The sequence below is a fragment of the Stenotrophomonas sp. I18B00994 genome, from assembly GCF_014145825.1.
In the GTDB taxonomy this organism is placed as follows: domain Bacteria; phylum Pseudomonadota; class Gammaproteobacteria; order Xanthomonadales; family Xanthomonadaceae; genus Stenotrophomonas; species Stenotrophomonas maltophilia.
Window position 1 is genome coordinate 90,076 of the sequence record NZ_JACIUW010000005.1, and the last position, 23,364, is coordinate 113,439.

22 protein-coding genes are annotated in these 23,364 nt (G+C 67.6%); 10 read left to right on the top strand and 12 right to left on the bottom strand.

From position 1 onward, the window contains the following. Positions 1-83: 83 nt before the first annotated feature. Positions 84-1,841, bottom strand: coding sequence for a single-stranded-DNA-specific exonuclease RecJ (gene recJ, locus H4O10_RS07150; RefSeq protein WP_062605963.1), 1,758 nt, complete (start codon positions 1,839-1,841; stop codon positions 84-86). Between the two features lie 145 nt (positions 1,842-1,986). On the opposite strand from recJ, the gene H4O10_RS07155 reads away from it, so the two are divergent. Continuing rightward, positions 1,987-3,027 (top strand): DUF1176 domain-containing protein, encoded by a 1,041-nt coding sequence (locus H4O10_RS07155; RefSeq protein ID WP_043035391.1) that lies wholly within the window; start codon positions 1,987-1,989, stop codon positions 3,025-3,027. 310 nt (positions 3,028-3,337) lie between these two features. On the opposite strand, the gene H4O10_RS07160 is transcribed toward H4O10_RS07155, so the two are convergent. The 5 genes from H4O10_RS07160 to H4O10_RS07180 form a co-directional block, all read right to left on the bottom strand. Then, the gene (locus tag H4O10_RS07160; RefSeq protein WP_012480070.1) at positions 3,338-4,255 is read right to left on the bottom strand and encodes a hypothetical protein; all 918 of its coding nucleotides are present in this window, start codon (positions 4,253-4,255) and stop codon (positions 3,338-3,340) included. 4 nt (positions 4,256-4,259) lie between these two features. Continuing rightward, entirely contained in the window at positions 4,260-4,736 is a 477-nt protein-coding gene (gene greA / locus H4O10_RS07165) for a transcription elongation factor GreA (protein ID WP_005409483.1), read from the bottom strand. Beyond that, positions 4,733-7,975 (bottom strand): carbamoyl-phosphate synthase large subunit, encoded by a 3,243-nt coding sequence (carB, locus tag H4O10_RS07170; protein ID WP_049448962.1) that lies wholly within the window; start codon positions 7,973-7,975, stop codon positions 4,733-4,735. The genes greA and carB overlap by 4 nt, the downstream gene beginning before the upstream one ends. A 149-nt stretch (positions 7,976-8,124) precedes the next feature. Continuing rightward, on the bottom strand, positions 8,125-9,252 hold the full coding sequence (carA, locus tag H4O10_RS07175; RefSeq protein ID WP_005413213.1) for a glutamine-hydrolyzing carbamoyl-phosphate synthase small subunit: 1,128 nt from the start codon (positions 9,250-9,252) through the stop codon (positions 8,125-8,127). Positions 9,253-9,587: 335 nt separating this feature from the next. Beyond that, complete coding sequence (locus tag H4O10_RS07180; RefSeq protein ID WP_032966043.1) at positions 9,588-10,259, bottom strand: dihydrodipicolinate reductase C-terminal domain-containing protein; 672 nt, start codon at positions 10,257-10,259, stop codon at positions 9,588-9,590. A gap of 120 nt (positions 10,260-10,379) precedes the next feature. Between H4O10_RS07180 and H4O10_RS07185 the strand changes: the two genes are divergently transcribed. From H4O10_RS07185 to H4O10_RS07200, 4 genes are all read left to right on the top strand, one after another. Continuing rightward, on the top strand, positions 10,380-11,159 hold the full coding sequence (locus H4O10_RS07185) for a 3-oxoacyl-ACP reductase (RefSeq protein WP_005409479.1): 780 nt from the start codon (positions 10,380-10,382) through the stop codon (positions 11,157-11,159). Between the two features lie 4 nt (positions 11,160-11,163). Next, positions 11,164-11,559: a MerR family transcriptional regulator gene (locus H4O10_RS07190; protein WP_049459818.1), complete on the top strand. Its 396-nt coding sequence runs from the start codon at positions 11,164-11,166 to the stop codon at positions 11,557-11,559. Positions 11,560-11,614: 55 nt separating this feature from the next. Continuing rightward, on the top strand, positions 11,615-12,196 hold the full coding sequence (locus H4O10_RS07195) for an NAD(P)H-dependent oxidoreductase (protein ID WP_005413208.1): 582 nt from the start codon (positions 11,615-11,617) through the stop codon (positions 12,194-12,196). Between the two features lie 117 nt (positions 12,197-12,313). After that, positions 12,314-12,775, top strand: coding sequence for a DUF4304 domain-containing protein (locus tag H4O10_RS07200; protein WP_049459817.1), 462 nt, complete (start codon positions 12,314-12,316; stop codon positions 12,773-12,775). A gap of 54 nt (positions 12,776-12,829) precedes the next feature. Here the strand turns inward: H4O10_RS07200 and H4O10_RS07205 are convergent, their stop codons facing one another. Genes H4O10_RS07205 through H4O10_RS07215 form a run of 3 tightly spaced genes read right to left on the bottom strand, consistent with a single transcriptional unit; the run spans position 12,830 to position 15,200 of the window. Continuing rightward, entirely contained in the window at positions 12,830-13,084 is a 255-nt protein-coding gene (locus H4O10_RS07205) for a DUF6587 family protein (protein WP_005409475.1), read from the bottom strand. Beyond that, complete coding sequence (feoB, locus tag H4O10_RS07210; protein ID WP_049459816.1) at positions 13,084-14,949, bottom strand: ferrous iron transport protein B; 1,866 nt, start codon at positions 14,947-14,949, stop codon at positions 13,084-13,086. The genes H4O10_RS07205 and feoB overlap by 1 nt, the downstream gene beginning before the upstream one ends. Continuing rightward, entirely contained in the window at positions 14,946-15,200 is a 255-nt protein-coding gene (locus H4O10_RS07215) for a FeoA family protein (protein ID WP_005409473.1), read from the bottom strand. The genes feoB and H4O10_RS07215 overlap by 4 nt, the downstream gene beginning before the upstream one ends. A gap of 119 nt (positions 15,201-15,319) precedes the next feature. Here H4O10_RS07215 and H4O10_RS07220 point away from each other — a divergent pair, with 119 nt between their 5' ends. The 5 genes from H4O10_RS07220 (at position 15,320) to yeiP (ending at position 18,892) form a co-directional block, all read left to right on the top strand. After that, the gene (locus tag H4O10_RS07220) at positions 15,320-16,108 is read left to right on the top strand and encodes an enoyl-CoA hydratase/isomerase family protein (protein WP_005409472.1); all 789 of its coding nucleotides are present in this window, start codon (positions 15,320-15,322) and stop codon (positions 16,106-16,108) included. A 2-nt stretch (positions 16,109-16,110) separates the two neighbouring features. Continuing rightward, positions 16,111-16,512, top strand: coding sequence for a VOC family protein (locus H4O10_RS07225; RefSeq protein ID WP_043035388.1), 402 nt, complete (start codon positions 16,111-16,113; stop codon positions 16,510-16,512). Beyond that, a complete protein-coding gene (locus tag H4O10_RS07230; RefSeq protein WP_076739001.1) occupies positions 16,509-17,405 on the top strand; it encodes a hydroxymethylglutaryl-CoA lyase in 897 nt (298 codons plus the stop codon). The genes H4O10_RS07225 and H4O10_RS07230 overlap by 4 nt, the downstream gene beginning before the upstream one ends. A gap of 100 nt (positions 17,406-17,505) precedes the next feature. Next, a complete protein-coding gene (locus H4O10_RS07235; RefSeq protein WP_005409469.1) occupies positions 17,506-18,276 on the top strand; it encodes an SDR family NAD(P)-dependent oxidoreductase in 771 nt (256 codons plus the stop codon). A 49-nt stretch (positions 18,277-18,325) separates the two neighbouring features. Next, positions 18,326-18,892: an elongation factor P-like protein YeiP gene (gene yeiP / locus H4O10_RS07240; protein WP_005409468.1), complete on the top strand. Its 567-nt coding sequence runs from the start codon at positions 18,326-18,328 to the stop codon at positions 18,890-18,892. 154 nt (positions 18,893-19,046) lie between these two features. Here yeiP and H4O10_RS07245 read toward each other — a convergent pair whose 3' ends face one another. From H4O10_RS07245 to H4O10_RS07255, 3 genes are all read right to left on the bottom strand, one after another. Then, positions 19,047-19,739 carry an MliC family protein gene (locus H4O10_RS07245; protein WP_076739000.1) on the bottom strand — a complete coding sequence of 231 codons (693 nt, stop codon included), beginning with the start codon at positions 19,737-19,739 and terminating at the stop codon, positions 19,047-19,049. An 83-nt stretch (positions 19,740-19,822) separates the two neighbouring features. Then, complete coding sequence (locus tag H4O10_RS07250; protein ID WP_005409466.1) at positions 19,823-20,215, bottom strand: nuclear transport factor 2 family protein; 393 nt, start codon at positions 20,213-20,215, stop codon at positions 19,823-19,825. Beyond that, positions 20,196-23,345 (bottom strand): multidrug efflux RND transporter permease subunit, encoded by a 3,150-nt coding sequence (locus H4O10_RS07255; protein ID WP_076738999.1) that lies wholly within the window; start codon positions 23,343-23,345, stop codon positions 20,196-20,198. Before H4O10_RS07255 ends, H4O10_RS07250 begins: the two co-directional genes overlap by 20 nt. Positions 23,346-23,364 lie beyond the last annotated feature (19 nt).

Here is a 23,364-nt window from a genome sequence, read left to right on the forward strand (position 1 = left end):
GGCCCCCAAAAAGGGGACGGAGGGGATTAAGTCGCAATTGGCAAACAAGGCAAAAGCGGCTTAATCCCCTCCGTCCCCTTTTTTTAGGCGGGCAGGCAGTGTTCGATGATCAGCTGGATGGCGCTGCCGCCACGGTAGTCATCGCAGGCCAGTCGGTAGGCCAGGTGGACGTGACGTGATGGCGCGTTGCCGTGCCAGCCGCCGAAATGAATGGCGTTGATCGTGCCGGGTACGCCCGGCAGGCGCAGTTCCAGCTTGAGGTGGCGTTCCTTCAGTACTCGCCAGTTGGCCACTTCGAAGTGGCCGTCGAACAGTGGCTCGGGGAAACCCTGGCCCCACGGCCCGGCCAGGCGCAGCGCATCGGCGTGGCGATGGTCCAGCTCATCCGCCGCCAGTTCGCCGTCACTGAGCACCTGCTGCTGCAGTGCGGCCGGATCGAGCATCTCCAGCACCACGGCGACGAAGGCGGCCTTGAAGTCATCGACGTGATCCAGCCGCATGCTCAGCCCGGCCGCCATGGCATGCCCACCGAAGCGCTCGATCAGGCCCGGATGGCGCGCATCGACCAACGCCAGCGCGTCACGGATGTGCAGGCCGGGAATGGAGCGCGCCGAGCCACGCAGGGTGTCGGCGCCCGGTTCGGCCGGGGCAAAGGCGATCACCGGGCGATGCAGGCGATCCTTCATCTTCGAAGCGACCAGGCCGACCACACCGGGATGCCAGTCGGCATCGAACAGGCAGGCCGCGACCGGTCGCTGACCGGCCATGTCCAGCACCACGCGGGTCAAGGCCTGCTCGGCGTCGTCAGTCATCGACTGCTGGACGGCGCGCCGTTCCGAGTTGATCTGCTCCAGCGTCTGCGCGATCTCCCGCGCCTGGCGCGGGTCTTCGGTCAGCAACAGCGCGATGCCCAGCGCCATGTCTTCCAGCCGGCCCGCCGCGTTCAGGCGTGGGCCGAGTGCGAAGCCGATGTCGGTGGCGGTCAGCCGCGCCGCGTCACGGCCGCTGGCTTCGATCAGCGCTCGCAGACCGACGCAGCCCTGCCCCGCGCGCAGACGGCGCAGGCCCGCGCTGACCAGTGCCCGGTTGTTCGGATCCAGCGCCACCAGGTCGGCGACGGTGCCGACCGCCACCAGGTCCAGCAGCGTGGTCAGGTCCGGCCCCTTGCCATCGGCGAAGACGCCGGCCTCGCGCATGTGACGGCGCAGCGCCATCAGCACGTAGAAGATCACACCGACGCCGGCCAGCGACTTGCTGGGGAACGCATCACCGTCGAGATTGGGATCGACGATGACATCGGCCGGCGGCAGCTGCGGCCCGGGAAGGTGATGGTCGGTGACCAGCACCTGCCAGCCCCGCGCCTTGGCCGCGATCACGCCCGCATGGCAGGCGATGCCGTGGTCGACCGTGACCAGCAGGTCCGGCTGCAGCGCGGCCAGCTCCTCCACCAGAGAAGGTGACAGGCCGTAGCCGTGCACCATGCGGTTCGGCACCGCGTGGAAGACGTGTTGCGCGCCGAGCATGCGCAGGCCACGCACGCCGACCGCACAGGCGGTGGCGCCATCGCAATCGAAATCGCCGACCACCAGGATGCGCTTGTCGTTGGCGATGGCCTCGATCAGCAGACCCACCGCATCATCGATGCCGGTCAGCAGCTCCGGCGCGTGGAGGCTGCCCAGCTTCGGCAGTGCCAGCTCTGGCGTACCGGCGCCGCGGCTGGCATAGAGTCGCGCCAGCAGTGGCAGCGTGCCGTCTGGCCAGCTGCCGGGTACGACCGCATCGCGGCGGCGGATCATCGGCGTATCAGAGGACGGCTGCGCAGCATCGGCGGCAAGGGACATCGGCATCGCCGGGTTGCGGAAGACATCCCCATGATAGCGCGGGGTCGGATCTCTCTGCCCGCAGGAGGCTCCACCCCGATCGCTGGCATTTGGAATCTGCCAGCCTATCTTCCATGCTTGTCGGCCCGGAAATGGACTTCAACGCATGCATCGTACGCTCCTTCCCGCGCTGCTGGGCCTCGCCCTGGCCCCGGCCACCCACGCCGCCACGCCCGAACCGAAGGCCGGCGTGCAGTTCCAACACAACGACTGGTCGCTGGCCTGTGACAACACCGGCACCTGCCGCGCCGCCGGCTACAGTCCGGAACAACCCGGCAATCTGCTCAGCCTGATGCTGGAACGCGTGGGCGGCCCGGGTACGAAGGTGCTCGCGCGGCTGCGCAACGGCGAGGATGGCGAAAGCGCGACGCCGACCGGGGCGCTGCGCCTGCGCCTGAACGGCAAGGACCTGGGCCCGGTGCGCGACACCGGCGACGGAGATCAAGTACTGCTGCAGCAGGGACAGACCGATGCGCTGGTCGCCGCGCTGCCGCGCCACGCACGCATCGACATCATCGACGGCAAGGGCAAGGCGTGGCCGATCTCCGACAGCGGTGCAGCGGCCGTACTGCTGAAGATGGACGAGGCCCAGGGCCGGCTGGGCACACCCGGTGCGCTGGTGCGGCGTGGCGACAAGCCCGAAGCGAGCGTGCCTGCGGCGTTGCCGGTGCCAGTGATCATGCGCGGCACGCTGATGGCACCGCGCGCCTCGGACGCGGCACTGGCGAACGCACCGGGCCTGCGCAAGGCACTGATCGCCAGCCTGCCGAAGCCGGATGAGTGCGGCCGCCTGAGCGAGGGTGGGACAGACGAGATCGAGATCCAGCGACTGGACGCCCAGCATGTACTGGCAAGCACCAGCTGCTTCATGGGTGCCTACAACTTCAGCAGCGGCTACTGGGTAGTGCAGGACAAGGCGCCGTACCAGGCGAAGTTCGTGACCTCCAACGCGGAGGACTTTGATCGCGATGACGCGACGCTGCGCGGGCGCTTCCGTGGGCGCGGCATCGGTGACTGCTTCTCCGGCCACGACTGGGCCTGGGATGGTGCGCGATTCGTGAAGAGCGGCGAGTTCACCACCGGGCAGTGCCGCGGCGTGGCGGGAGGGCATTGGCAGCTGCCGACCGTGGTCAGCACGGTGAGGTGATTGTTTGCAGGGCTGCGCCCTGCACCTGCCGAAGCAACATCCGAAGCAACAGCAACAGCGGGGAGTCCGTGGGTTGGCGGGGCGGTGTCGGATTGCGGGGACGCCGCAAGTACGTCCCTGTAGGCTTGGCAGCCGCATCCATGCGGCTGACACCCCGCAATCCGACACCGCCCCACCTTCGACAGGTTCACGCCGCTGCTGGTAGGTGTCGACCTTGGTCGACACATCTTTCAGATATCGATAGACAAAATGGGGTCAGAGCCGTTTTCCCTAGGAAAACGGATCCGACCCCGCTCGGCCGAGGCCCCGATCAGTCGTGAAGCTGGCGCGGCTTCTTCCAGAACTGCCAGCGCTGTCCGCGATCCAGCTGGAACTGCAGGCCGTCCTCGAAATCCAGCACCAGCCGCTGCAGCTCGCCGCGCTTCAGCGCGGCCAGCAGCGGACGGATCGCATCGTTGCCGAGCTGCTGCAGCGAGCGCAGCTGGCGCAGATCAACCAGTGCATCCACCGCCTGCTCGCCATCCACGGCTACGCCAGCCGCAAGAGCCAGGCCCTGCAGCAGCGCATCGCGGCTGCGCACCTGCGCATGCGGCGTGCTGACCGATACCGGCATCACGCCACCACCCCAGAACCACAGCGAATTGATCGGCTGTTGTCCCTGCGCGGCGCGCTGCTGGTTCCAGGAATGGTTGTGCAGCAGTACCTGCGCTTCGGTCATCAGCGCCCGCCAACGGCGGCCGACCTCGCCTTCCGGCAGGTGCGAGAACAGGTCATCGCCCAGCACCTCGTCCGGACTGTCGAAGTCCGGCAGGGCCAGGTCGATCGGCAGGCGCAGGTACCAGCGCGAAGGGTCCGGTGCGTCGAGCACGAATCCGGCATCGGCGAACAACGGCTGCAGCACCGGCAGCAGGGCCAGGCAGTCGGCCAGGGTCGGTCGCAGCGTTTCGCCGTAGGCCATCATCCGCGCGCCATGCATGTCCGGCACCATGCAGGCCGGATCGGCACGCAGCCAGCTGGCGCCAGCGGCATCGCCGACGTCGCGCTGGCGGGTCAACGCGGCCACCGGCCATTGCGGCGCGGCGACCGTGAAATGGCGCGTCAGCTGCGCGCGTTCACCCGGTGCGACCTGCACCGTCGTGGCGCGGCCAAGCGCGCGCGCCACATCGTCCGGCAGCGCAGCCGCGGCAAAGCGGCTGCGTGCCGGCAACAGCAGGGTCGCCGTTGCCACCGGGTCAGTCCACGTAGCTGACGCTGACGATCTCGTACTCGCGCTGGCCGGCCGGGGCGTCGATCACGATCGAATCACCTTCCAGCTTGCCGATCATCGCGCGCGCCACCGGCGAGGAAATCGCGATCAGGCCCTGCTTGATGTCCGCCTCCAGGTCACCGACGATCTGGTACTTCTTCTCTTCGTCGGTTTCCACGTCGGCCAGCGTCACGCTGGCGCCGAACACCACCTTGGAGCCGGCATTGAGCTTGCTCACGTCGATGATCTCGGCGTGCGACAGCTCGCCTTCGAGCTGCTTGATGCGGCCTTCGATGAAGCCCTGTTCCTCGCGCGCGGCGTGGTACTCGGCATTCTCCTTCAGGTCGCCATGCTCACGCGCTTCGGCGATGGCGGCGATCACCTTGGGGCGCTTGACCGACTTCAGGTGATCCAGTTCGTCGCGCAGCTTCTGCGCGCCCTTCATCGTGATGGGGGCTCTCATGCATTCAACTCCTTGTGCAGCTCCTGCAGCGACCAGACGGGGCCGGTGCCGCGGAATTCCAGTGAATCCACCAGCGCCTTGGCGCCGGCAATGGTGGTCGAGTAGGTGACGCGATGCTGCAGCGCCTCGCGACGGATCGAGAACGAGTCGTTGATCGCCGAACGACCTTCGGTCGTGTTGACGATGTAGACGATCTCGCCGTTCTTGATCGAGTCGACGATGTGCGGACGGCCTTCGACCACCTTGTTGATGATCTCGCAGTCCATGCCGTGCTGCTGCAGCCACGCGGCGGTGCCACGGGTCGCGACCAGGCTGTAGCCACGCGCCAGCAGCGCCTTGGCCACCGGCAGCACGCGCTTCTTGTCCGGATCGCGGACCGAAACGAAGGCCTTGCCGACCGGCGGTGCCTTGATGCCACCGGCTTCCTGCGCACGCGCGAAGGCGGCGTTGAAGCTGCGGCCCACGCCCATCACCTCACCGGTGGAGCGCATCTCCGGCCCGAGGATCGGGTCGACGCCCTGGAACTTGGCGAACGGGAAGATCGCTTCCTTCACCGAGTAATAGTCCGGCACGATTTCCTTGGTCGCGCCCTGCTCGGCCAGGCTCTTGCCGGCCATGCAGCGCGCCGCGATCTTGGCCAGCGGCATGCCGGTGGCCTTGGACACGAACGGCACGGTGCGCGAGGCACGCGGGTTCACTTCCAGCAGGTAGATGGTGTCGGCACCTTCATCGCTGGTCTGGATCGCGAACTGGGTGTTCATCAGGCCCACCACGTTCAGGGCCTTGGCCAGCTCCACCACCTGGCGGCGCAGTTCGGCCTGGGTTTCAGCCGACAGCGAGTACGGCGGCAGCGAGCAGGAGGAATCGCCCGAGTGCACGCCGGCTTCTTCGATGTGCTCCATCACGCCACCGATCAGGACGTTGCCCTCCTTGTCGGCGATGATGTCGACGTCGCACTCCACGGCGTTGTCGAGAAAGCGGTCCAGCAGCACCGGCGAATCGTTGGACACCTTCACCGCGTCGCGCACGTAGCGGGCCAGGTCGGCTTCGCCGTAGACGATTTCCATCGCACGGCCGCCCAGCACGTAGCTCGGGCGCACCACCAGCGGGTAGCCGATCTCGCGGGCCAGCAGCAGCGCTTCCTGGTCGTTGCGGGCGATGCGGTTCGGCGGCTGCTTCAGGCCCAGCTTGTCGACCAGCTGCTGGAAGCGCTCGCGGTCCTCGGCCAGGTCGATCGAATCCGGGCTGGTACCGATCACCGGCACGCCGTTGGCTTCCAGCGCGCGCGCCAGCTTCAGCGGGGTCTGGCCGCCGTACTGCACGATCACGCCCTTCGGCTGTTCCAGCTCGACGATTTCCAGCACGTCTTCCAGGGTCAGCGGTTCGAAGTACAGGCGATCGGAGGTGTCGTAGTCGGTCGACACGGTTTCCGGGTTGCAGTTGACCATGATGGTTTCATAGCCATCCTCGCGCAGCGCCAGTGCCGCGTGCACGCAGCAGTAGTCGAACTCGATGCCCTGGCCGATGCGGTTCGGGCCACCGCCCAGGATCATGATCTTGTCGCGGTTGCTCGGCGCGGCCTCGCACTCGTCCTCGTAGGTCGAGTAGAGGTAGGCGGTACCGGTGGAGAATTCACCGGCACAGGAGTCCACGCGCTTGTAGACCGGGCGCACCTTGTGCGCACGACGCAGCGCGCGGATGGCGGCTTCGTTGGTGCCGGTCAGCTGCGCCAGGCGGGCGTCGGAGAAGCCGGCGCGCTTCAGCTTGCGCAGGCGTGCAGCGTCCAGCGCGTCGATGCCACCCGCGGCGACGTCAGCTTCGGCAGCGATGATTTCCTCGATCTGGTCCAGGAACCAGTGATCGATGAACGACAGCGCGTAGATCTCTTCCACGCTCATGCCGGCGCGGAATGCATCGGCGACGAAGAACAGGCGCTCCGGACCCGGTGCCTTCAGTTCGCGGCGCAGGGTCTGCAGGTCGTCTTCGTTGCCCAGGTCCAGGCCGGTCGGGTCGAAGCCGACCTTGCCGGTTTCCAGGCCACGCAGGGCCTTCTGCACCGACTCCTGGAAGGTGCGGCCCATCGCCATCACCTCACCCACCGACTTCATCTGGGTGGTCAGGCGGGCGTCGGCGGCCGGGAACTTCTCGAAGGCGAAGCGCGGGATCTTGGTGACGACGTAATCGATGGACGGCTCGAACGAGGCCGGGGTCAGGCCGCCGGTGATCTCGTTCTTCAGTTCGTCCAGGGTGTAACCCACGGCGAGCTTGGCGGCGACCTTGGCGATCGGGAAGCCGGTGGCCTTGGAGGCCAGCGCCGAGGAACGCGACACGCGCGGATTCATCTCGATGACGACCACGCGGCCGGTCTTCGGGTTGATGCCGAACTGCACGTTCGAGCCACCGGTATCGACGCCGATCTTGCGCAGCACGGCGATGGAGGCATCGCGCAGGCGCTGGTATTCCTTGTCGGTCAGGGTCTGCGCCGGGGCCACGGTGATCGAGTCACCGGTGTGCACGCCCATCGGGTCGAGGTTTTCGATCGAGCAGACGATGATGCAGTTGTCCGCGGTATCGCGGACCACTTCCATCTCGAACTCCTTCCAGCCCAGCACCGACTCTTCCACCAGCACTTCGGTGGTCGGCGACAGTTCCAGGCCACGGCTGACGATCTCGACCAGCTCTTCGCGGTTGTACGCGATGCCGCCACCGCTGCCGCCCAGGGTGAAGCTGGGGCGGATGATGGTCGGGTAGCCAACGCGGGTCTGGATCTCCAGCGCTTCGTCCAGGGTGTGGGCGACGGCGGCGGTCGGGCATTCCAGGCCGATCTCACCCATGGCCACGCGGAACAGCTCGCGGTCTTCGGCCATGCGGATCGCTTCGCGCTTGGCGCCGATCAGTTCGACGTTGTACTTCTCCAGCACGCCGTTGTCGGCCAGGTCCAGCGCGCAGTTCAGCGCGGTCTGGCCACCCATGGTCGGCAGCAGCGCATCGGGCTTTTCCTTGGCGATGATCTTCTCGACCGTCTGCCAGTTGATCGGCTCGATGTAGACGGCGTCGGCCATCTCCGGGTCGGTCATGATCGTGGCCGGGTTGCTGTTGACCAGCACCACGCGGTAACCCTCGTCACGCAGGGCCTTGCAGGCCTGGGCGCCGGAGTAGTCGAACTCGCAGGCCTGGCCGATGACGATCGGGCCAGCACCGATGATGAGGATGGTCTTGAGGTCAGTGCGCTTGGGCATTTTCTTCTCTAAGTCAGTACAGCGTGACAAGGGGGAGTGATCGCACGCTGTCGATCAGGAATCTTGAACCGCAGCGCCGCGCCAGGGGCAGCAGCGATGCGGGGTTTACGGTCCATCGCGACGCCACCGGGGGGCCGGCGGCGTACTGATCACGCCTTGGCCTGCTCCATCAGCACCACGAAGCGGTCGAACAGCGGGCCGACATCGGTCGGGCCCGGCGACGCTTCCGGATGGCCCTGGAACGAGAACGCCGGCACGTCGGTGCGGGCCACGCCCTGGTTGGTGCCATCGAACAGCGAGCGGTGGGTCACGCGCAGGGTCGGCGGCAGGGTCGCTTCATCGATCGCGAAGCCGTGGTTCTGCGAGGTGATCATCACCCGGCCGCTGTCCAGGTCCTGCACCGGGTGGTTGGCACCGTGGTGGCCGTGGCCCATCTTCATGGTCTGCGCGCCCGAGGCCAGGCCCAGCAGCTGGTGGCCAAGGCAGATGCCGAAGGTCGGGATCTTCACGTCGATGAAGGTCTTGATCGCTTCGATGGCGTAGTCGCACGGTTCCGGGTCACCCGGGCCGTTGGACAGGAACACGCCATCCGGCTTCAGCGCCAGCACTTCGGCGGCCGGGGTCTGTGCCGGCACCACGGTCACTTCGCAGCCGCGCTCGGCCAGCATGCGCAGGATGTTGGTCTTCACGCCGAAATCGTAGGCCACGACCTTGTACTTGGCCGGCACGCTGACGAAGGCATTGGCATCCAGGTCCAGCTGGCCCTCGGTCCAGGTGTAGGTCTTCTCGGTAGTGACGACCTTGGCCAGATCCATGCCCTTCAGCCCCGGGAACTTGCGGGCGGCTTCCAGTGCCTTTTCCACGTCGATGTCGCCGGCCATCAGCGCACCGTTCTGCGCGCCCTTCTCGCGCAGGATGCGGGTCAGCTTGCGGGTGTCGATGCCGGCGATGGCAACCACGCCACGCTGGATCAGCCAGTCCTGCAGCGACACCTGGCTGCGCCAGTTGCTGGGGCGACGCGGAACATCGCGCACGATCAGGCCGGCCGACCACACCTTGGACGCTTCATTGTCCTGGTCGGTCATGCCGGTGTTGCCGATATGCGGATAGGTCAGCGTGACCATCTGCCGGGCGTAGGACGGGTCGGTCAGCACTTCCTGGTAGCCGGTCATGGCGGTGTTGAACACCACCTCACCGACGGACAGGCCGGGCGCGCCTACGGATTCGCCCTCGAATACGGTGCCGTCTTCGAGGACGAGGATTGCGGCTTGGGTCACGGGAATCTCACTTTGGCTACCGAGGGGGCTGCCGAAGTCACGCCTGCGCTTCACGGAAATCCGGTTGCAAAAAAGCGCGGACGTGCGGTCTGGGACCGGTCCGGCTTTCGTGATTCGGCGAGTGCGAATTGTAGCGCTGCCGGGGCGCTCGCGCCAGCGGTTATCGCGCTTCATGAACGGGCGATTGCGCATTCATTTCAATCCGGCGGCGTATGCGGGCCGGAGGTGGGGTCGGATCCTTTCCCGAATCGGAAAGGCTCTGACCCCAGGCGCCCTCGGATGGGGTCAGAGCCCTTTCCGCAGGAAAGGGATCCGACCCCAGGAATCAGCCCGCCTTACTGCAGCAGGTCCCGTACCCGGTAGCTGCCCGGGGCGCGGCCCTGCAGCTGGCGGGCGGCGAACAGGGCGCCGCGGGCGAAAATGTCGCGGTTGGTGGCCCGATGCACCAGCTCGATGCGCTCGCCCAGACCGGTGAACTGCACCAGGTGCTCGCCCACGATGTCACCGGCACGCAGGCTGGCGTAGTGCGGCTCTGCCCCGCCCCGCTGCGCGGCCGCGCCCAGGGTCAGTGCAGTGCCCGACGGCGCGTCCTTCTTCTGGGTGTGGTGCGATTCGACGATGTCACAGTCCCAGCCGGCCAGCGCCTGCGCCGCGCGCTCGACCAGCTCGTCCAGCACCGCCACGCCCAGGCTGAAGTTCGAGGCCCAGACCAGCGGGATCCTCGCCGCCGCCGCCTCCAGCGCCTGGCGCTGCGTGCTGGAGATGCCGGTAGTGCCCGAGACCAGCCCCGCACCACGTTCCACGCACAGTGCCAGCATCGGGTCGAAACCCTCCGGCAGGCTGAAGTCGATCGCCACGTCGAATGCCGGCGCACCGGGCAGCTCGCTGGCCGCGAAGAACGGTACGCCATCGACCACGCGCTGGGCCGGCGCACGACCCGTCACCGCAGCGGCGATCTGCAGGGTTTCGGGATGTTCGGCGGCCAGCCGCAGCAGGGCCTGGCCCATGCGCCCGGAGGCACCGTGGATGAGCAATCGCAGGGGAGTCTGGTTCATGCCTGCAGGCTAGCGGCAGCACGCCCGCTCCGGCAAGCGCCATCGCTGCTACGCTGCATGCCCTTTCATGCAATGGATGGCAGTTCCCTCATGCAGATCAGTGAACAGCTGGTGCTTGTCACCGGTGCCGGGCGCGGACTTGGCCAGCACATCGCCCGCGCCTTCGCCGCGCAGGGCGCGCGCGTCATCATCAACTACCACCGAAGCGAAGGCGCTGCACGTGCTCTGGCTGCCGAGCTGGGCGGACAGGCGATCGCGCTGCCGGCCGATGTCACTGAGCGCGCCGAGGTCGATGCAATGCTGCAGCACGCCCTCGCCCACTTCGGCCAGGGCGTCACCACCGTAGTCAACAACGCACTGGCAGCGTTCTCGTTCAATGGTGATGCCCGCGACGGCGCCGCCGACATCGGCTGGCCGGCGTTCCAGGCGCAGTTCGAGGGCAGCGTGCGCGGCGCGCTGAACACCGTGCAGGCCGCCCTGCCCGGCATGCAGGCCCGTCGCTTCGGTCGGGTGATCAACATCGGCACCAACCTGTTCCAGAATCCGGTGGTGCCCTATCACGACTACACCGCCGCCAAGGCCGCACTGCTGTCGCTGACCCGTACCCTGGCCGGCGACCTCGGCCCGCATGGCATCACCGTGAACATGTTGTCGGGCGGCCTGCTGCGCACCACCGATGCCAGCGCCGCCACCCCGGAAGCAGTGTTCGACTACATCGCCGCCAACACGCCACTGCGCAGCGTCACCACGCCGGCCGAGTTCGCCGATGCCGCGCTGTTCTTCGCCAGCCCCTGGTCGCGCGCGGTGACCGGTCAGAACCTGGTGGTCGATGGCGGGCTGGTGCGGGACTGAGTCGATGCGCATCTCCGAAGTCAGCCGCCTGACCGGCGCCAGTGCCAAGGCCATCCGCCTGTACGAGGCGCGCGGACTGCTGCCGCCGGTGCCACGCCTGAACCGCTATCGCGACTACAGCGAACAGGACGTGGCCTGGGTGCAGCTGATCCGCCAGGCACTGGGGCTGGGCATCACCCTGGCCGCGATCTCACGCCTGCAGGGCCGCGATGGACGGCTCGACTGGCCAGCGGTACTGGCCTTGCTGGAGGAGCAGCGCGGCCGCATTGCCGACGAGCGGATGCGGCTGGCACAGGTCGAGCGCGACCTGCAGCTGGTCAGCGACGAACTGCAGCAGTGGCTGCACTCCGGCAGCGGCGACTGCATCCTGGAACCCAGCGGCTGCACCACCCCGGTTTGACTCTGCCCCTGGGGCAGACCCCAACCTCGCGCACTTTCCATTGCGCGAGGTTGCCGTGTCCCGTTCCATCCTGATCCTGCTGGGCCATCCTGACCGTGACAGCCTGTGCGGCGCCCTCGCCCAGCGCTATGCCACCGCCGCCGAGAATGCTGGCCACCGGGTGCGCCTGATCGCGCTGGGTGACCTCCAGTTCGACCCGGTACTGCGCCACGGCTACCGTCAGATCCAGCCGCTGGAAGCCGACCTGCAGGACGCCGCGGAAGCGATCGAGGCCTGCGATCACCTGGTGCTGGTCTACCCCACCTGGTGGGGCGCGATGCCGGCACTGCTGAAGGGCTTCTTCGATCGCGTGCTGCTGCCGGGGTACGCCTTCCGCTACCGGCGCGATTCGGTGTGGTGGGACCGGCTGCTGGCCGGGCGCAGCGCGCGGGTGATCACCACGCTGGATACGCCGCCCTGGTACTACCGCTGGATCTACCGCGACCCGGGCGTCGCCCAGATCCGCGCCACCATCCTGCAGTTCTGCGGCATCCACCCGGTGCGTGTCAGCCGCCTTGGCGCCGTACGCAGCAGTACACCGGCACAACGCAGCAAGTGGCTGGCGCTGGCGGCGGACCTGGGCTCACGCGCCTGGTAGATCCACGCCATGCGTGGATGAAATGCTGGCCAGTGTTCCGCGTGTCGCGTTTGCCAATTGACCGCCAGGCACCGCACCTCAAGGCTGTGGCCCCCTGTTCCGGCCCGGGCAAAGCCCATGAAATCCTCGACTGTCTTCAGCAAGTGCGCCAGGAAGACCGGCTTTGCCGGGACCACGACTACCCGCTACCGCTTGCTGGATGACGCCCTCCTTGTCGTGAATCACCAGCGTGCCAGCGAAAGCCGGGGTTTCTATGTGAATGCTGGACTCTACTTTCCAGAGCTGCTCAAGCATCCCCTCGCACCTGACGATCTTGAAACGGCTTTCAGGTACCGCTCCAGCATTCCCACGCCCCACGTCGACTGGCGGATTGAAGAGACACCAGGCCTGCGCCGGGCCTTCATCCAGCAGGATCTTGAAGACCTGCTGCAGGCTGGTAACCGCGACGGACTGAAAGGCCTGCTGCTCGATGCCCTTGCCGACGTGGCCGGCTTCGCGGCAACCCATGGGAACCGGGAATCGGTGCGGCGATTGAATCGGGATGGACGCTTCCGGGCGATCATCCGCAGAGAGGTCTGAACCCCGGAAGCGTGCGAACCAAGGTTCGCACCCACCAGCGCAGGAGAAGCAGCGTCAGTGCCGCTTCGGCGGAGTCGGCCCGCAACTGTCGCAACCGCCACAGGCACCGCCACTTCCGCTCGCCGGTGGCGCGACCTTCCGCCCCAGCGCCTGCAGCCAGGCGGCGCGACCGGGCTTCAGCAGGGCCAGCGCCAACGCCCCGCGCAGCTTGCGCACGGTACCGGGGAACTGCTTCTTCAGCACCACCCAGGCACTGACCAGCACGGCCACCGCGATGATCAGGTACTGGATCAGCAGCCCGGCATCCATCAGCCGCCTCCCAGCGCCCTGGTCACCTGGTAGGTGATCAGCGCGGCCACGTAGGCCGCCGCGAACAGGTAGAACGCAGCGAAGCCCATCTGTTTCCATGAGTTGGTCTCGCGCTTGATGGTGGCCAGCGTCGAGATGCACATCGGGGCGTAGATGTACCAGACCAGCAGCGACAGTGCGGTGGCCAGCGACCAGCCATCGCTGATCAGCGGGGTCAGTGCCTGGCTGGCGGCATCGTCATCGGCTGCCGACAGCGCATACACGGTGGCCAGCGAAGACACCGCCACCTCACGCGCGGCCAGGCCCGGGATCAGCGCGATGCAGATCTGCCAGTTGAAGCCCAGCGGCGCGAAGAACACAGCCATTGCATGGCCGATCTGGCCGGCGTAGCTGTAATCGATCGCGGGCATGGTGGCCCCCGCCGGTGCTGCCGGGAACGACAACAGCACCCACAGCAGGATGGTCAGCGCCAGGATGATGCCGCCAACGCGCTTGAGGAAGATCATGCCGCGCTCGTACAGGCCGACCGCCAGGTCACGCACGTGCGGCAGGCGGTACGACGGCAGTTCCAGCATCAGCGGATGCTCGCTCTTGTCGCGGCGCCACTTCTTCATGATCCACGACATCGCCAGCGCGCTGAGGATGCCGGCCGCGTACAGGCCGAACAGCACCAGGCCCTGCTGGTTGAACACGCCCCATACCGTCTTCTGCGGAATGAACGCACCGATCAGCAGCGCGTACACCGGCAGGCGTGCGGAACAGGTCATCAGCGGCGCCACCAGGATCGTGGCCAGGCGGTCACGCGGGTCCTGGATGCTGCGCGTGGACATGATGCCCGGCACCGCGCAGGCGAAGCTGGACAGCAGCGGGATGAACGAGCGGCCGGACAGCCCGGCGGCGGCCATCATGCGGTCGAGCAGGAACGCCGCACGCGGCAGGTAGCCGGATTCCTCCAGCACCAGGATGAAGAAGAACAGGATCAGGATCTGCGGCAGGAACACCACCACGCCACCGACACCGGCGATGATGCCGTCGGTCAGCAGGCTGGCCAGCGGGCCTTCCGGCAGCACGCTGCCGACGAAGGCGCCGAGCCAGGCGAAACCGGCCTCGATGGCGTCCATCAGCGGCGTCGCCCAGGCGTACACCGCCTGGAAGATCAGGAACATCACCACCGCCAGGCTGATCAGCCCGAACACCGGGTGCAGCAGCCAGCGGTCCAGCGCGTCGTCGATCTTCGCGGTCCGCGCCGGCATGCGCACGGCCACCGACAGGATCTCGCGCACCTTGGCGTGGTAATCGAGCCCACCTTCCGGGCCCGGCACCGGTGCATCCAGGTGCGGGACCATCGCATCCAGGCGTTCGACCAGAGCCTTGGCGCCCTGCTTGCGCACCGCCACGGTCTCCACTACCGGCACGCCCAGCTCGCGCTCCAGCGCGGCCACGTCCACCTGGATGCCACGGCGCTGGGCCGCATCAACCATGTTCAGCGCCACCACCATCGGCTTGCCCAGCTCGCGCAGTTCCAGCGCGAAGCGCAGGTGCAGGCGCAGGTTGGTGGCGTCGATCACGCACAGCAGCACATCCGGCGCAGCTTCGCCCGGGTAGAAGCCCCGGCACAGGTCACGGGTGATCGCCTCGTCCAGGCTGGCCGGATGCAGGCTGTAGGCGCCCGGAAGGTCGAGTACCGCGAACTCGCGGCCGGACGGCGCACGCAGACGGCCTTCCTTGCGCTCGACGGTGACGCCGGTGTAGTTGGCAACCTTCTGCCGGCTGCCGGTCAGCTGGTTGAACAGTGCGGTCTTGCCGCTGTTGGGGTTACCAACCAGCGCAACGCGCAGGGGGGCGGTAGTGGCAGTAGCAGTCATGCGCGTCGTTCCTGGCTGGCGGCGTCGACCACGACCCGCTTGGCTTCACTGATCCGCAGCGCGAAACGGGTGAACCCGACCTGCACCAGCAGCGGCTCTCCCCCCACCGGACCCTTGGCCACCAGGCGCACTTCCTCGCCCTTCACGAAACCCAGCTCGCGCAGGCGACGGGCGATGGCATCGTTGGCATGCAGGTCCTGCACGGACTCGACCACGGCCGAGGTGTGCAGCGGCAGTTCGGACAGCGTCATCTAGCGTGTTCTCTGCTGGATGTAAATGGTTCTCGATTCTAACATTCCCGCGTCGCGTCATGGCCCATGACCAATGGCCCGCTATGATCCATACAGGTATGGAGTGACCCTGGAATCCCATGAACGATGCTTTGCAGATCGAGCGCAGCGGCGCCGTCCTCACCCTCTGGCTGAACCGGCCGGAGCTGCACAACGCCTTTGACGCCGGGCTGATCGCCCGGCTGACCGCCGCACTGGAGGCCGCCGGCCACGATGCTTCGGTGCGCGCGGTGGTGCTGGCCGGCCACGGCGCCTCCTTCTCGGCCGGTGCCGACATGCAGTGGATGCGCGGCATGGCGGCGGCCAGCGAAGCCGATAACCGCGAGGACTCGCTGGCCCTGGCCCGGCTGATGCGCACCCTGGACGAGCTGCCCAAGCCGACCCTGGCCCGGGTCCATGGCGCGGCCTTCGGCGGCGGCGTCGGCCTGGTCGCCTGCTGCGACATCGCCATCGCCAGCACCTCGGCCCGCTTCGGCTTGACCGAAAGCCGCCTCGGCCTGCTGCCGGCGGTGATCTCGCCCTATGTGATCGAAGCCATCGGCCCGCGCCAGGCCCGTCGCTGGTTCGCCACCGGCGAGCATTTCGACGCCGACACCGCGCTGCGCATCGGCCTGGTCCACCAGCTGGTCGAGCCCGAACGCCTGGACGAGGCCGTGCAACGCCAGCTGGCCCTGCTCGACAAGGCCGGCCCGATCGCCTCGTCCACCGCCAAGCAACTGGTCCGCCAGGTCCGCGACAGCCATGACCGCGACACCCTGGATCGCGATAATGCCGCCCTGATCGCGCGCCTGCGGGTGTCGGCCGAGGGCCAGGAAGGCCTGGGCGCCTTCCTCGACAAGCGCGCCCCCCATTGGGTCACGGAAGCCTGAACATGCTCGATCATCTTGGTTTGACCAGCGCCGACCTGGCGCGCAGCAAGGCCTTCTTCCTGCAGGCACTGGCGCCACTGCAGATCGGCGTGGTGATGGAAGTGACCGCCGAACAGACCGGCGCGCATGACCACATCGGCTTCGGCAGCGACGGCAAGCCGTTCTTCTGGCTTGGCAATGGCGGCACCGCCAGCCATGGCGTGCATGTGGCCTTCGCCTGCGCCAGCCGCGACCAGGTGGACGCCTTCCATGCCGCCGCCCTCGCCGCCGGTGGCCGCGACAACGGCGCCCCGGGCCTGCGCTCGTGGTATCACCCGGACTACTACGGCGCCTTCGTGCTGGACCCGGATGGCAACAACATCGAGGCGGTCTGCCACCGCCCTGCCAATGGGGCAACCGCATGAGCGACTACGTCCGCATCGTCGAGGTCGGGCCGCGTGACGGCCTGCAGAACGAGAAGCAGTCGGTCTCCACCGGCGACAAGATCGAACTGATCAACCGTCTGTCGGCCACCGGGCTGCGCAGCATCGAGGCGACCAGCTTCGTCAGCCCGAAGTGGATCCCGCAGCTGGCCGATGCCGCCGAGGTCTACGCCGGCATCCAGCGCCGGCCCGGCATCCACTACCCGGTACTGGTGCCGAACGAACAAGGCTACGACCACGCCCGTGCGGTGGGCGCGGAGGAAGTGGCGGTGTTCACCGCCGCGTCCGAGGCGTTCAACCGCACCAATACCAATGCCGGCATCGATGAATCGCTGGCGCGCTTCGAGCCGATCCTGCGCCGTGCCGCCGCCGATGGCGTGCGCGTGCGCGGCTACGTCTCCACCGTGCTCGGCTGCCCCTACCAGGGCGAAGTGCCGCTGGCTGATGTGGTGCGCGTTGCACGCGCCCTGCACCAGATGGGCTGTTACGAAATCTCGCTGGGCGACACCATCGGCGTCGGCACCCCACGCAAGGCACGGGCGATGCTGCAGGCGGTCGCTGCCGAGATTCCGATGGAAGCACTGGCCGTGCACTTCCACGACACCTACGGCCAGGCCATCGCCAACATCGCCACCTGCCTGGAAGCAGGCGTGCGCGTGGTCGACAGTGCGGTGTCGGGTGCCGGTGGCTGCCCGTATGCCAAGGGCGCCAGCGGCAACGTCGCCAGCGAAGACGTGGTCTACCTGCTGCAGGGCCTCGGCCTGGACAGCGGCGTGGACCTGCCGGCACTGGCCGAGACCGGCCGCTGGCTGGCCGGCCTGCTCGGCCGCGCCACCGCCAGCCGCACCGGGCAGGCGCTGGCCGCCGCCGGTTGACCGCCGCGCTGCGCCGCCCCGCAAAGGCGGCGCAGTGCACAACAGCGGCGGTCGCGGCTTCCGTTAGAATCGGCGGTTCTCGAACCTGCAGGACCGTTCAATGCAGCTGTCTTCCGTACGTGCCGTGATCACTGGCGGCGTCTCCGGCCTCGGCCTGGCCGTGGCCCAGCACCTCGTCGCCCAGGGCGGCAAGGTGGCCCTGTTCGACCTCAACGACGACAAGGGCGCTGCCGCCATTGCCGGGCTGGGTGCCGACAAGGCCCGCTATTTCAACGTCAACGTCAGCGATGAGGCGGCGGTGACCGCGGCCATCGACCAGGCCCACGATTTCCTCGGCGGCCTGAACGTGGCGATGAACTGCGCCGGCATCCTGGGCGCCGGCCGCGTGCTGGGCAAGGAAGGCCCGATGCCGCTGGCCGGCTTCCAGGGCACGGTGATGGTGAACCTGGTCGGCAGCTTCAACGTGGCCAAGGCCGCGGCCAACCGCATGCAGCACAACGAAGCGGGCACTGACGGCGAGCGCGGCGTGATCATCAACACCGCCAGCATCGCCGCCTATGAAGGCCAGATCGGCCAGGCCGCGTATGCCGCCAGCAAGGGTGGCGTGGTCTCGATGACGCTGCCGATGGCACGCGAACTGTCGCGCTTCGGCATCCGCGTCAATACGATTGCTCCGGGCGTGTTCTGGACGCCGATGGTCGACGGCATGCCCGAAGCCGTGCAGCAGTCGCTGGCCGCCTCGATTCCGTTCCCGTCGCGCCTGGGCAAGCCGGAAGACTTCGCCAGCCTGGTCGGCTTCATCCTCGGCAACACCTACCTCAACGGCGAGACCATCCGCCTGGACGGCGCTACCCGCCTCGCTCCGAAGTGATTCCCCCCGGGCGCCGGGACGGCGCCCTCCCCCAACGACCTAGATCACCATGAAAGCCAACGACATCAAGAAGGGCAACGTCGTCGAGTACAACAACGGCGTGTACCAGATCCGCGACATCGAGCGCAGCTCGCCGCAGGGTCGCGGCGGCAACGTCCGCTTCCGCTTCATCATGTACAGCGTGCCGGGCGGCAACAAGCTCGATGCCAGCTTCGATGCCGACGACAACCTGGTCGAGGTCGAACTGCTGCGCCGCCAGTCCACCTATTCGTACAAGGACGGCGACGCGTTCGTGTTCCTCGATGACGAGGACTACACCCCCTACACCCTGGACGCGGACGTGATCGGCGACGACGCTGGCTACATCACCGATGGCCTGACCGGCATCTACGTGCAGGTGATCGACGAGCAGCCGGTGGCGATCCAGCTGCCGGCCTCGGTGGTGCTGGAAGTGATCGAGACGCCGCCGGAACTGAAGGGTGGCACCGCCACCAAGCGCCCGAAGCCGGCCAAGCTCAACACCGGCATCGAGATCATGGTGCCGGAGTACATCGTCAACGGCGAACGCGTGCTGGTGAACACCGCCACCGGCGAATTCGCGGGCCGTGCCGACTAATCGCCTCGCGCTGATCGGCTGCCTGTCCCTGCCTGCGGCGCATTCGCCGCAGGCAGGCCATCGGATGTAGCAGTCGTGTAGCACCGAGCCCACGCTCGGCTGCTGTGCGTTGGACAGGGACTGCAGCCGAGCGTGGCTCGGCTCTACAGGTAGCTTACGGCTGCTTCGCGCCGAAATTGCCGCAGCCGTGGTACTGGCGGGTGCCGATGGTCAGGTTCACCTTGGCATCGAACGCCTCGCCACTCATGTCGTCCTGGCAGGTCATGCGCTGGAAGCTGAGCTTGACGTCGGTGCCATCGGACGCCTTGCCACTCCAGCCGTCAGCACCTGCGGTGGGCTGGGCGACATCGAAACGACGCTCACCGTAATCCACTTCCACCTGCAGGCCCGGCGTGTCGCCGTCGACAACCGCCAGCCAGCCCGGCTCATTGCCGGTGGCACGGAACGCGGCATTGCCGGCGCTGCCATCGCCTTCAGTGGCTTCGACCGCATGGCACTCGCGATCGGCTTCGCCCTTCAGGCTCAACAGGCCGTCATCGCTGCCCTTGGTCCAGAAGCTGTTGCCCTTGCCATCGCCGTACTTGGCACCCGACGCCGCACGCTCGGAGCTCATGGCGAAGGTGCGTTCGCCGATCACCACCGTGGCCGCATCCTCGCCATTGAAGGTCGCGCGCACGCTCAGATCACCACACTGGTACGTGGTCTCGCTGCCACCTTCGGTGCTGGCGCTCGGCTGCGGCGCGGCAGGCGGGGCGTCATTGCCGCCTGCGGCGGGCGGCTGGGCCGGCTGGCACGCGGCCAGCACCAACCCGAGGGAGGCTGCCAACAGACTGGGAACTACACGCATGGCTCGACTCCTTGTCGACACTACAGAGAGGCTCGACCCTACCACCTGTCGGTGAGCGGGGCCTGAAAGCGGCCTGACCGCACTCATGCGGCCAGTACCGCCATCGACAACAGCTGCGCGCCGCTTTCGCCGGAACTGCAGGTCCACACCCGCAGCAGGCGCAGTTTCAGCTCGCGCTCCCGGCCCTGCCCGCGCACCGACAAGCGCACGTCGCTGGACAACAATGCCAGGCGTCCGCACAGCAGCGTTTCCACCGCGTACGACTGCAGGCTGCGCACCTGCAGGTTTCCGGCCAGCCAGTCGCCCAGCCAAGGCAGGTCGAGCAAGCGCCCGCCCTGCCCGTCCATCATGAACAATGCCGGCGATACCAGCGCAGTCAGCGCATCGTGGTCGTCATCCAGCAATGCCTGCCGCAGGCGCTGTTCCAGCGCTGCCAACTGCCGCTCATGCAGGTCTTCAACGATGTCCCGTTCCATCCACGGATCCTTCCGGCATCGGCCGGCGCCTGCGCAGGCGTTGCGCGATCCACTGCCGCGTGCCCTGCACCACTACATAGAAGACCGGCACGAAGAACACCGCCAGCACCGTCGCACTGACCATGCCGCCGAACACACCGGTTCCAATCGCCTGCTGGGTTTCCTTCGACGCGCCCTGCGCCAGCATCAGTGGCACCACGCCCAGCGCGAATGCCAACGAGGTCATCACGATCGGCCGCAGGCGCAGCCGCGCCGCCTCCAACGCCGCTTCAACCAGGCCGCGACCCTGCTGCTGCAGCTGGCGCGCGAACTCGACGATGAGGATCGCGTTCTTCGCCGACAGCCCGATCACGGTGATCATGCCGACCTTGAAGAACACGTCGTTGGGCATGCCCCGCAACAGCACCGCAGCAACCGCACCGAGCAGGCCCAGCGGCACCACCAGCATCACCGCCAGCGGGATCGACCAGCTCTCGTACAGTGCCGCCAGCACCAGGAACACCACCAGCATCGACAACAGCAGCAACCACGGCGCCTGCGCACCGGACTCCCGCTCCTGCAGCGACTGGCTGGTCCACTGCAGGGCAAAACCGGACGGCAGCTTCTCCGCCAACCGCTCCATCTCCGCCATGGCCTGGCCGGTCGACACGCCGGAGGCCGGTGCGCCGGACAGGTTCAGCGCCGGGAAGCCGAGATAGCGCTGCAGCTGCAGCGGCGCCTCGGTCCAGTGCGGCGTCACCAGCTCCGACAACGCCACCATGCCGCCTTCGCTGTTGCGCACGTACAGCTTCAGCACGTCCTCCAGCTCCATCCGGTGGGGTGCATCGGCCTGCAGGATCACCTGCTGCAGCCGCCCCTTGTTGGGGAAGTCGTTGACGTACTGCGAGCCCATCGCCGCCGACAGCGTGCTGCTGATCTGCTCGAACCCCACGCCCATCGCCTCGGCCTTGGCGCGATCGATGTCCAGCCGCACGCTGGTACCTGCCGGCAGGCCATCGGCATGCACCTCCGACAGCAGCGGACTGGCCTCGGCCAGCTTCAGCAGCTGCTGCAGGGCCGCACGCAGTTCGGCCTGGCTCTGCCCGGTGCGCGCCTGCAGCGCCAGCGAGAAGCCGGACGAACGGCCCAGGCTGTCGATCGCCGGCGGCATCACGCTCATCACCTCGCCCTCGGCAATCGTCGCCATCGCCTTCTGCGCGGCCTCCACTTCGCCGGCCGCGGTGGCCCCTGCACGCTCGCCCCAGTCCTTCAGCATCGTGTAGGTCAGCGCCGCGCTCGGGCCGGAACCGGAGAAGCTGTAGCCGAGGATCGACTGGTTGGAGCCGATGCCCGGGCGTGACGCCACGTGCCGTTCGTAGGCTTCGACCACGGCCAGCGTGCGTTCGGCGGTGGCTTCGGCCGGCAGCTGGATCGAGGTCATGAAGTAGCCCTGGTCCTCTTCCGGCAGGAAGGCGCCCGGCAGCCAGTGCAGGCCCAGCAGCAGCGCCGCCACCAGCGCGGCGAACACGCCCATCACCCGCCCGCTCCGCTGCAGCACCGACGCCACGCCACGCTGGTAGCGCCCGGTCATCTTCTCGAAGCCACGATTGAAGGCGCCGAACAGACCGCCCCGACCATGGTGGCCATGGGTGTTCGGGCGCAGCAGGGTCGCGCACAGCGCCGGCGTCAGGCTCAATGCCAGCAGCGCCGAGAACAGGATCGACACCGCCATCGCCACGGTGAACTGGCGGTAGATCGCGCCCACCGAGCCGCTGGCCAGCGCCATCGGAATGAACACCGCAGTCAGCACCAGGGTGATGCCGATCACCGCACCGGTCAGTTCGCGCATCGCCTTGATGGTGGCCTCGCGCGGCGGCAGGTCTTCCTCGGCCATGATCCGTTCCACGCCCTCGACCACCACGATGGCGTCGTCGACGATGATGCCGATTGCCAGCACCATGCCGAACATGGTCAGCACATTGATCGAGAAGCCCAGCGCCAGCATCACCGCGAAGGTGCCCAGCAACGCGATCGGTGCGACCAGTGCCGGAATCAGCGTGTAGCGCCAGTTCTGCAGAAACAGGTACATCACTGCGAACACCAGCAGCATCGCCTCCAGCAGCGTCTGCACCACCTTCTGGATCGAGATCTTGACGAACGGTGCGGTGTCGAACGGAATGCTCGCCTCCACGCCGCGCGGCAGCAGCGGCGCCAGTTCGGCCATGCGCTCACGCACCGCCGACGCGGTACGCACCGCGTTCGCGCCAGGACGCAGCTGCACGCCGGCGGCGGTGGCCGGATGGCCATCCTCGCGGGTGCCCCAAGCATAGCTCTGCGCGCCCAGTTCAACGCGGGCGACATCGCCCAGCACCACCCGCGAGCCGTCGGCCCCGGCGCGCAGCACGATGGCAGCGAACTGCTCCGGCGTGGACAGCTGGCCATCGGCACTCAGCGGCACGGTGATGCGCTGGCCCGGAACACCCGGAGAATCGCCGATGCGCCCCGGCGAGATCTCCAGGTTCTGCTGCTCGATGGCAGCGGCCACGTCACCCATGGTCAGCCCATAGCCGGTCAACCGGGTCGGGTCCAGCCACACGCGCATCGCCTGCTCGGCACCGAACAGCTGCACGCGGCCGACGCCATCGATGCGGCGCAGCTCCTCGATGATGTTGCGCGCCATGAAGTCGCCCAGTGCGGCCTCGCTGACGCTGGCATCCGGCGAACGCAGGCCGACCAGCATCAGGAAGCCGGAATCGGCGGCCTCCACGAACAGGCCGTTCTGGCGCACGCTGCGCGGCAGGCGCGGCTCGATCGCCTTGATCCGGTTCTGCACGTCCACCTGCGCCAGCTCCGGGTTGGTGCCCGGCTTGAAGGTGGCGGTGATCGAGGCTTCGCCGGACGTGTCCACCGAAGACTCGAAGTACAGCAGGTGCTTGACGCTGGACAGCTCGCGCTCGATCAGGCCGACCACCGCGTCATTCAGCGTCTGCGGGCTCGCACCCGGGTAACTGGCGTAGATGCTGACGCTGGGCGGGGCAACCGCCGGATAGCGCTCCACCGCCAGCCGCGGGATCGCCAGCACACCGGCCAGGATGATGAAGATCGCCAGCACCCAGGCGAACACCGGGCGATCGATGAAGAAACGTGCCATGTTGGATTTTCCTGGAGGG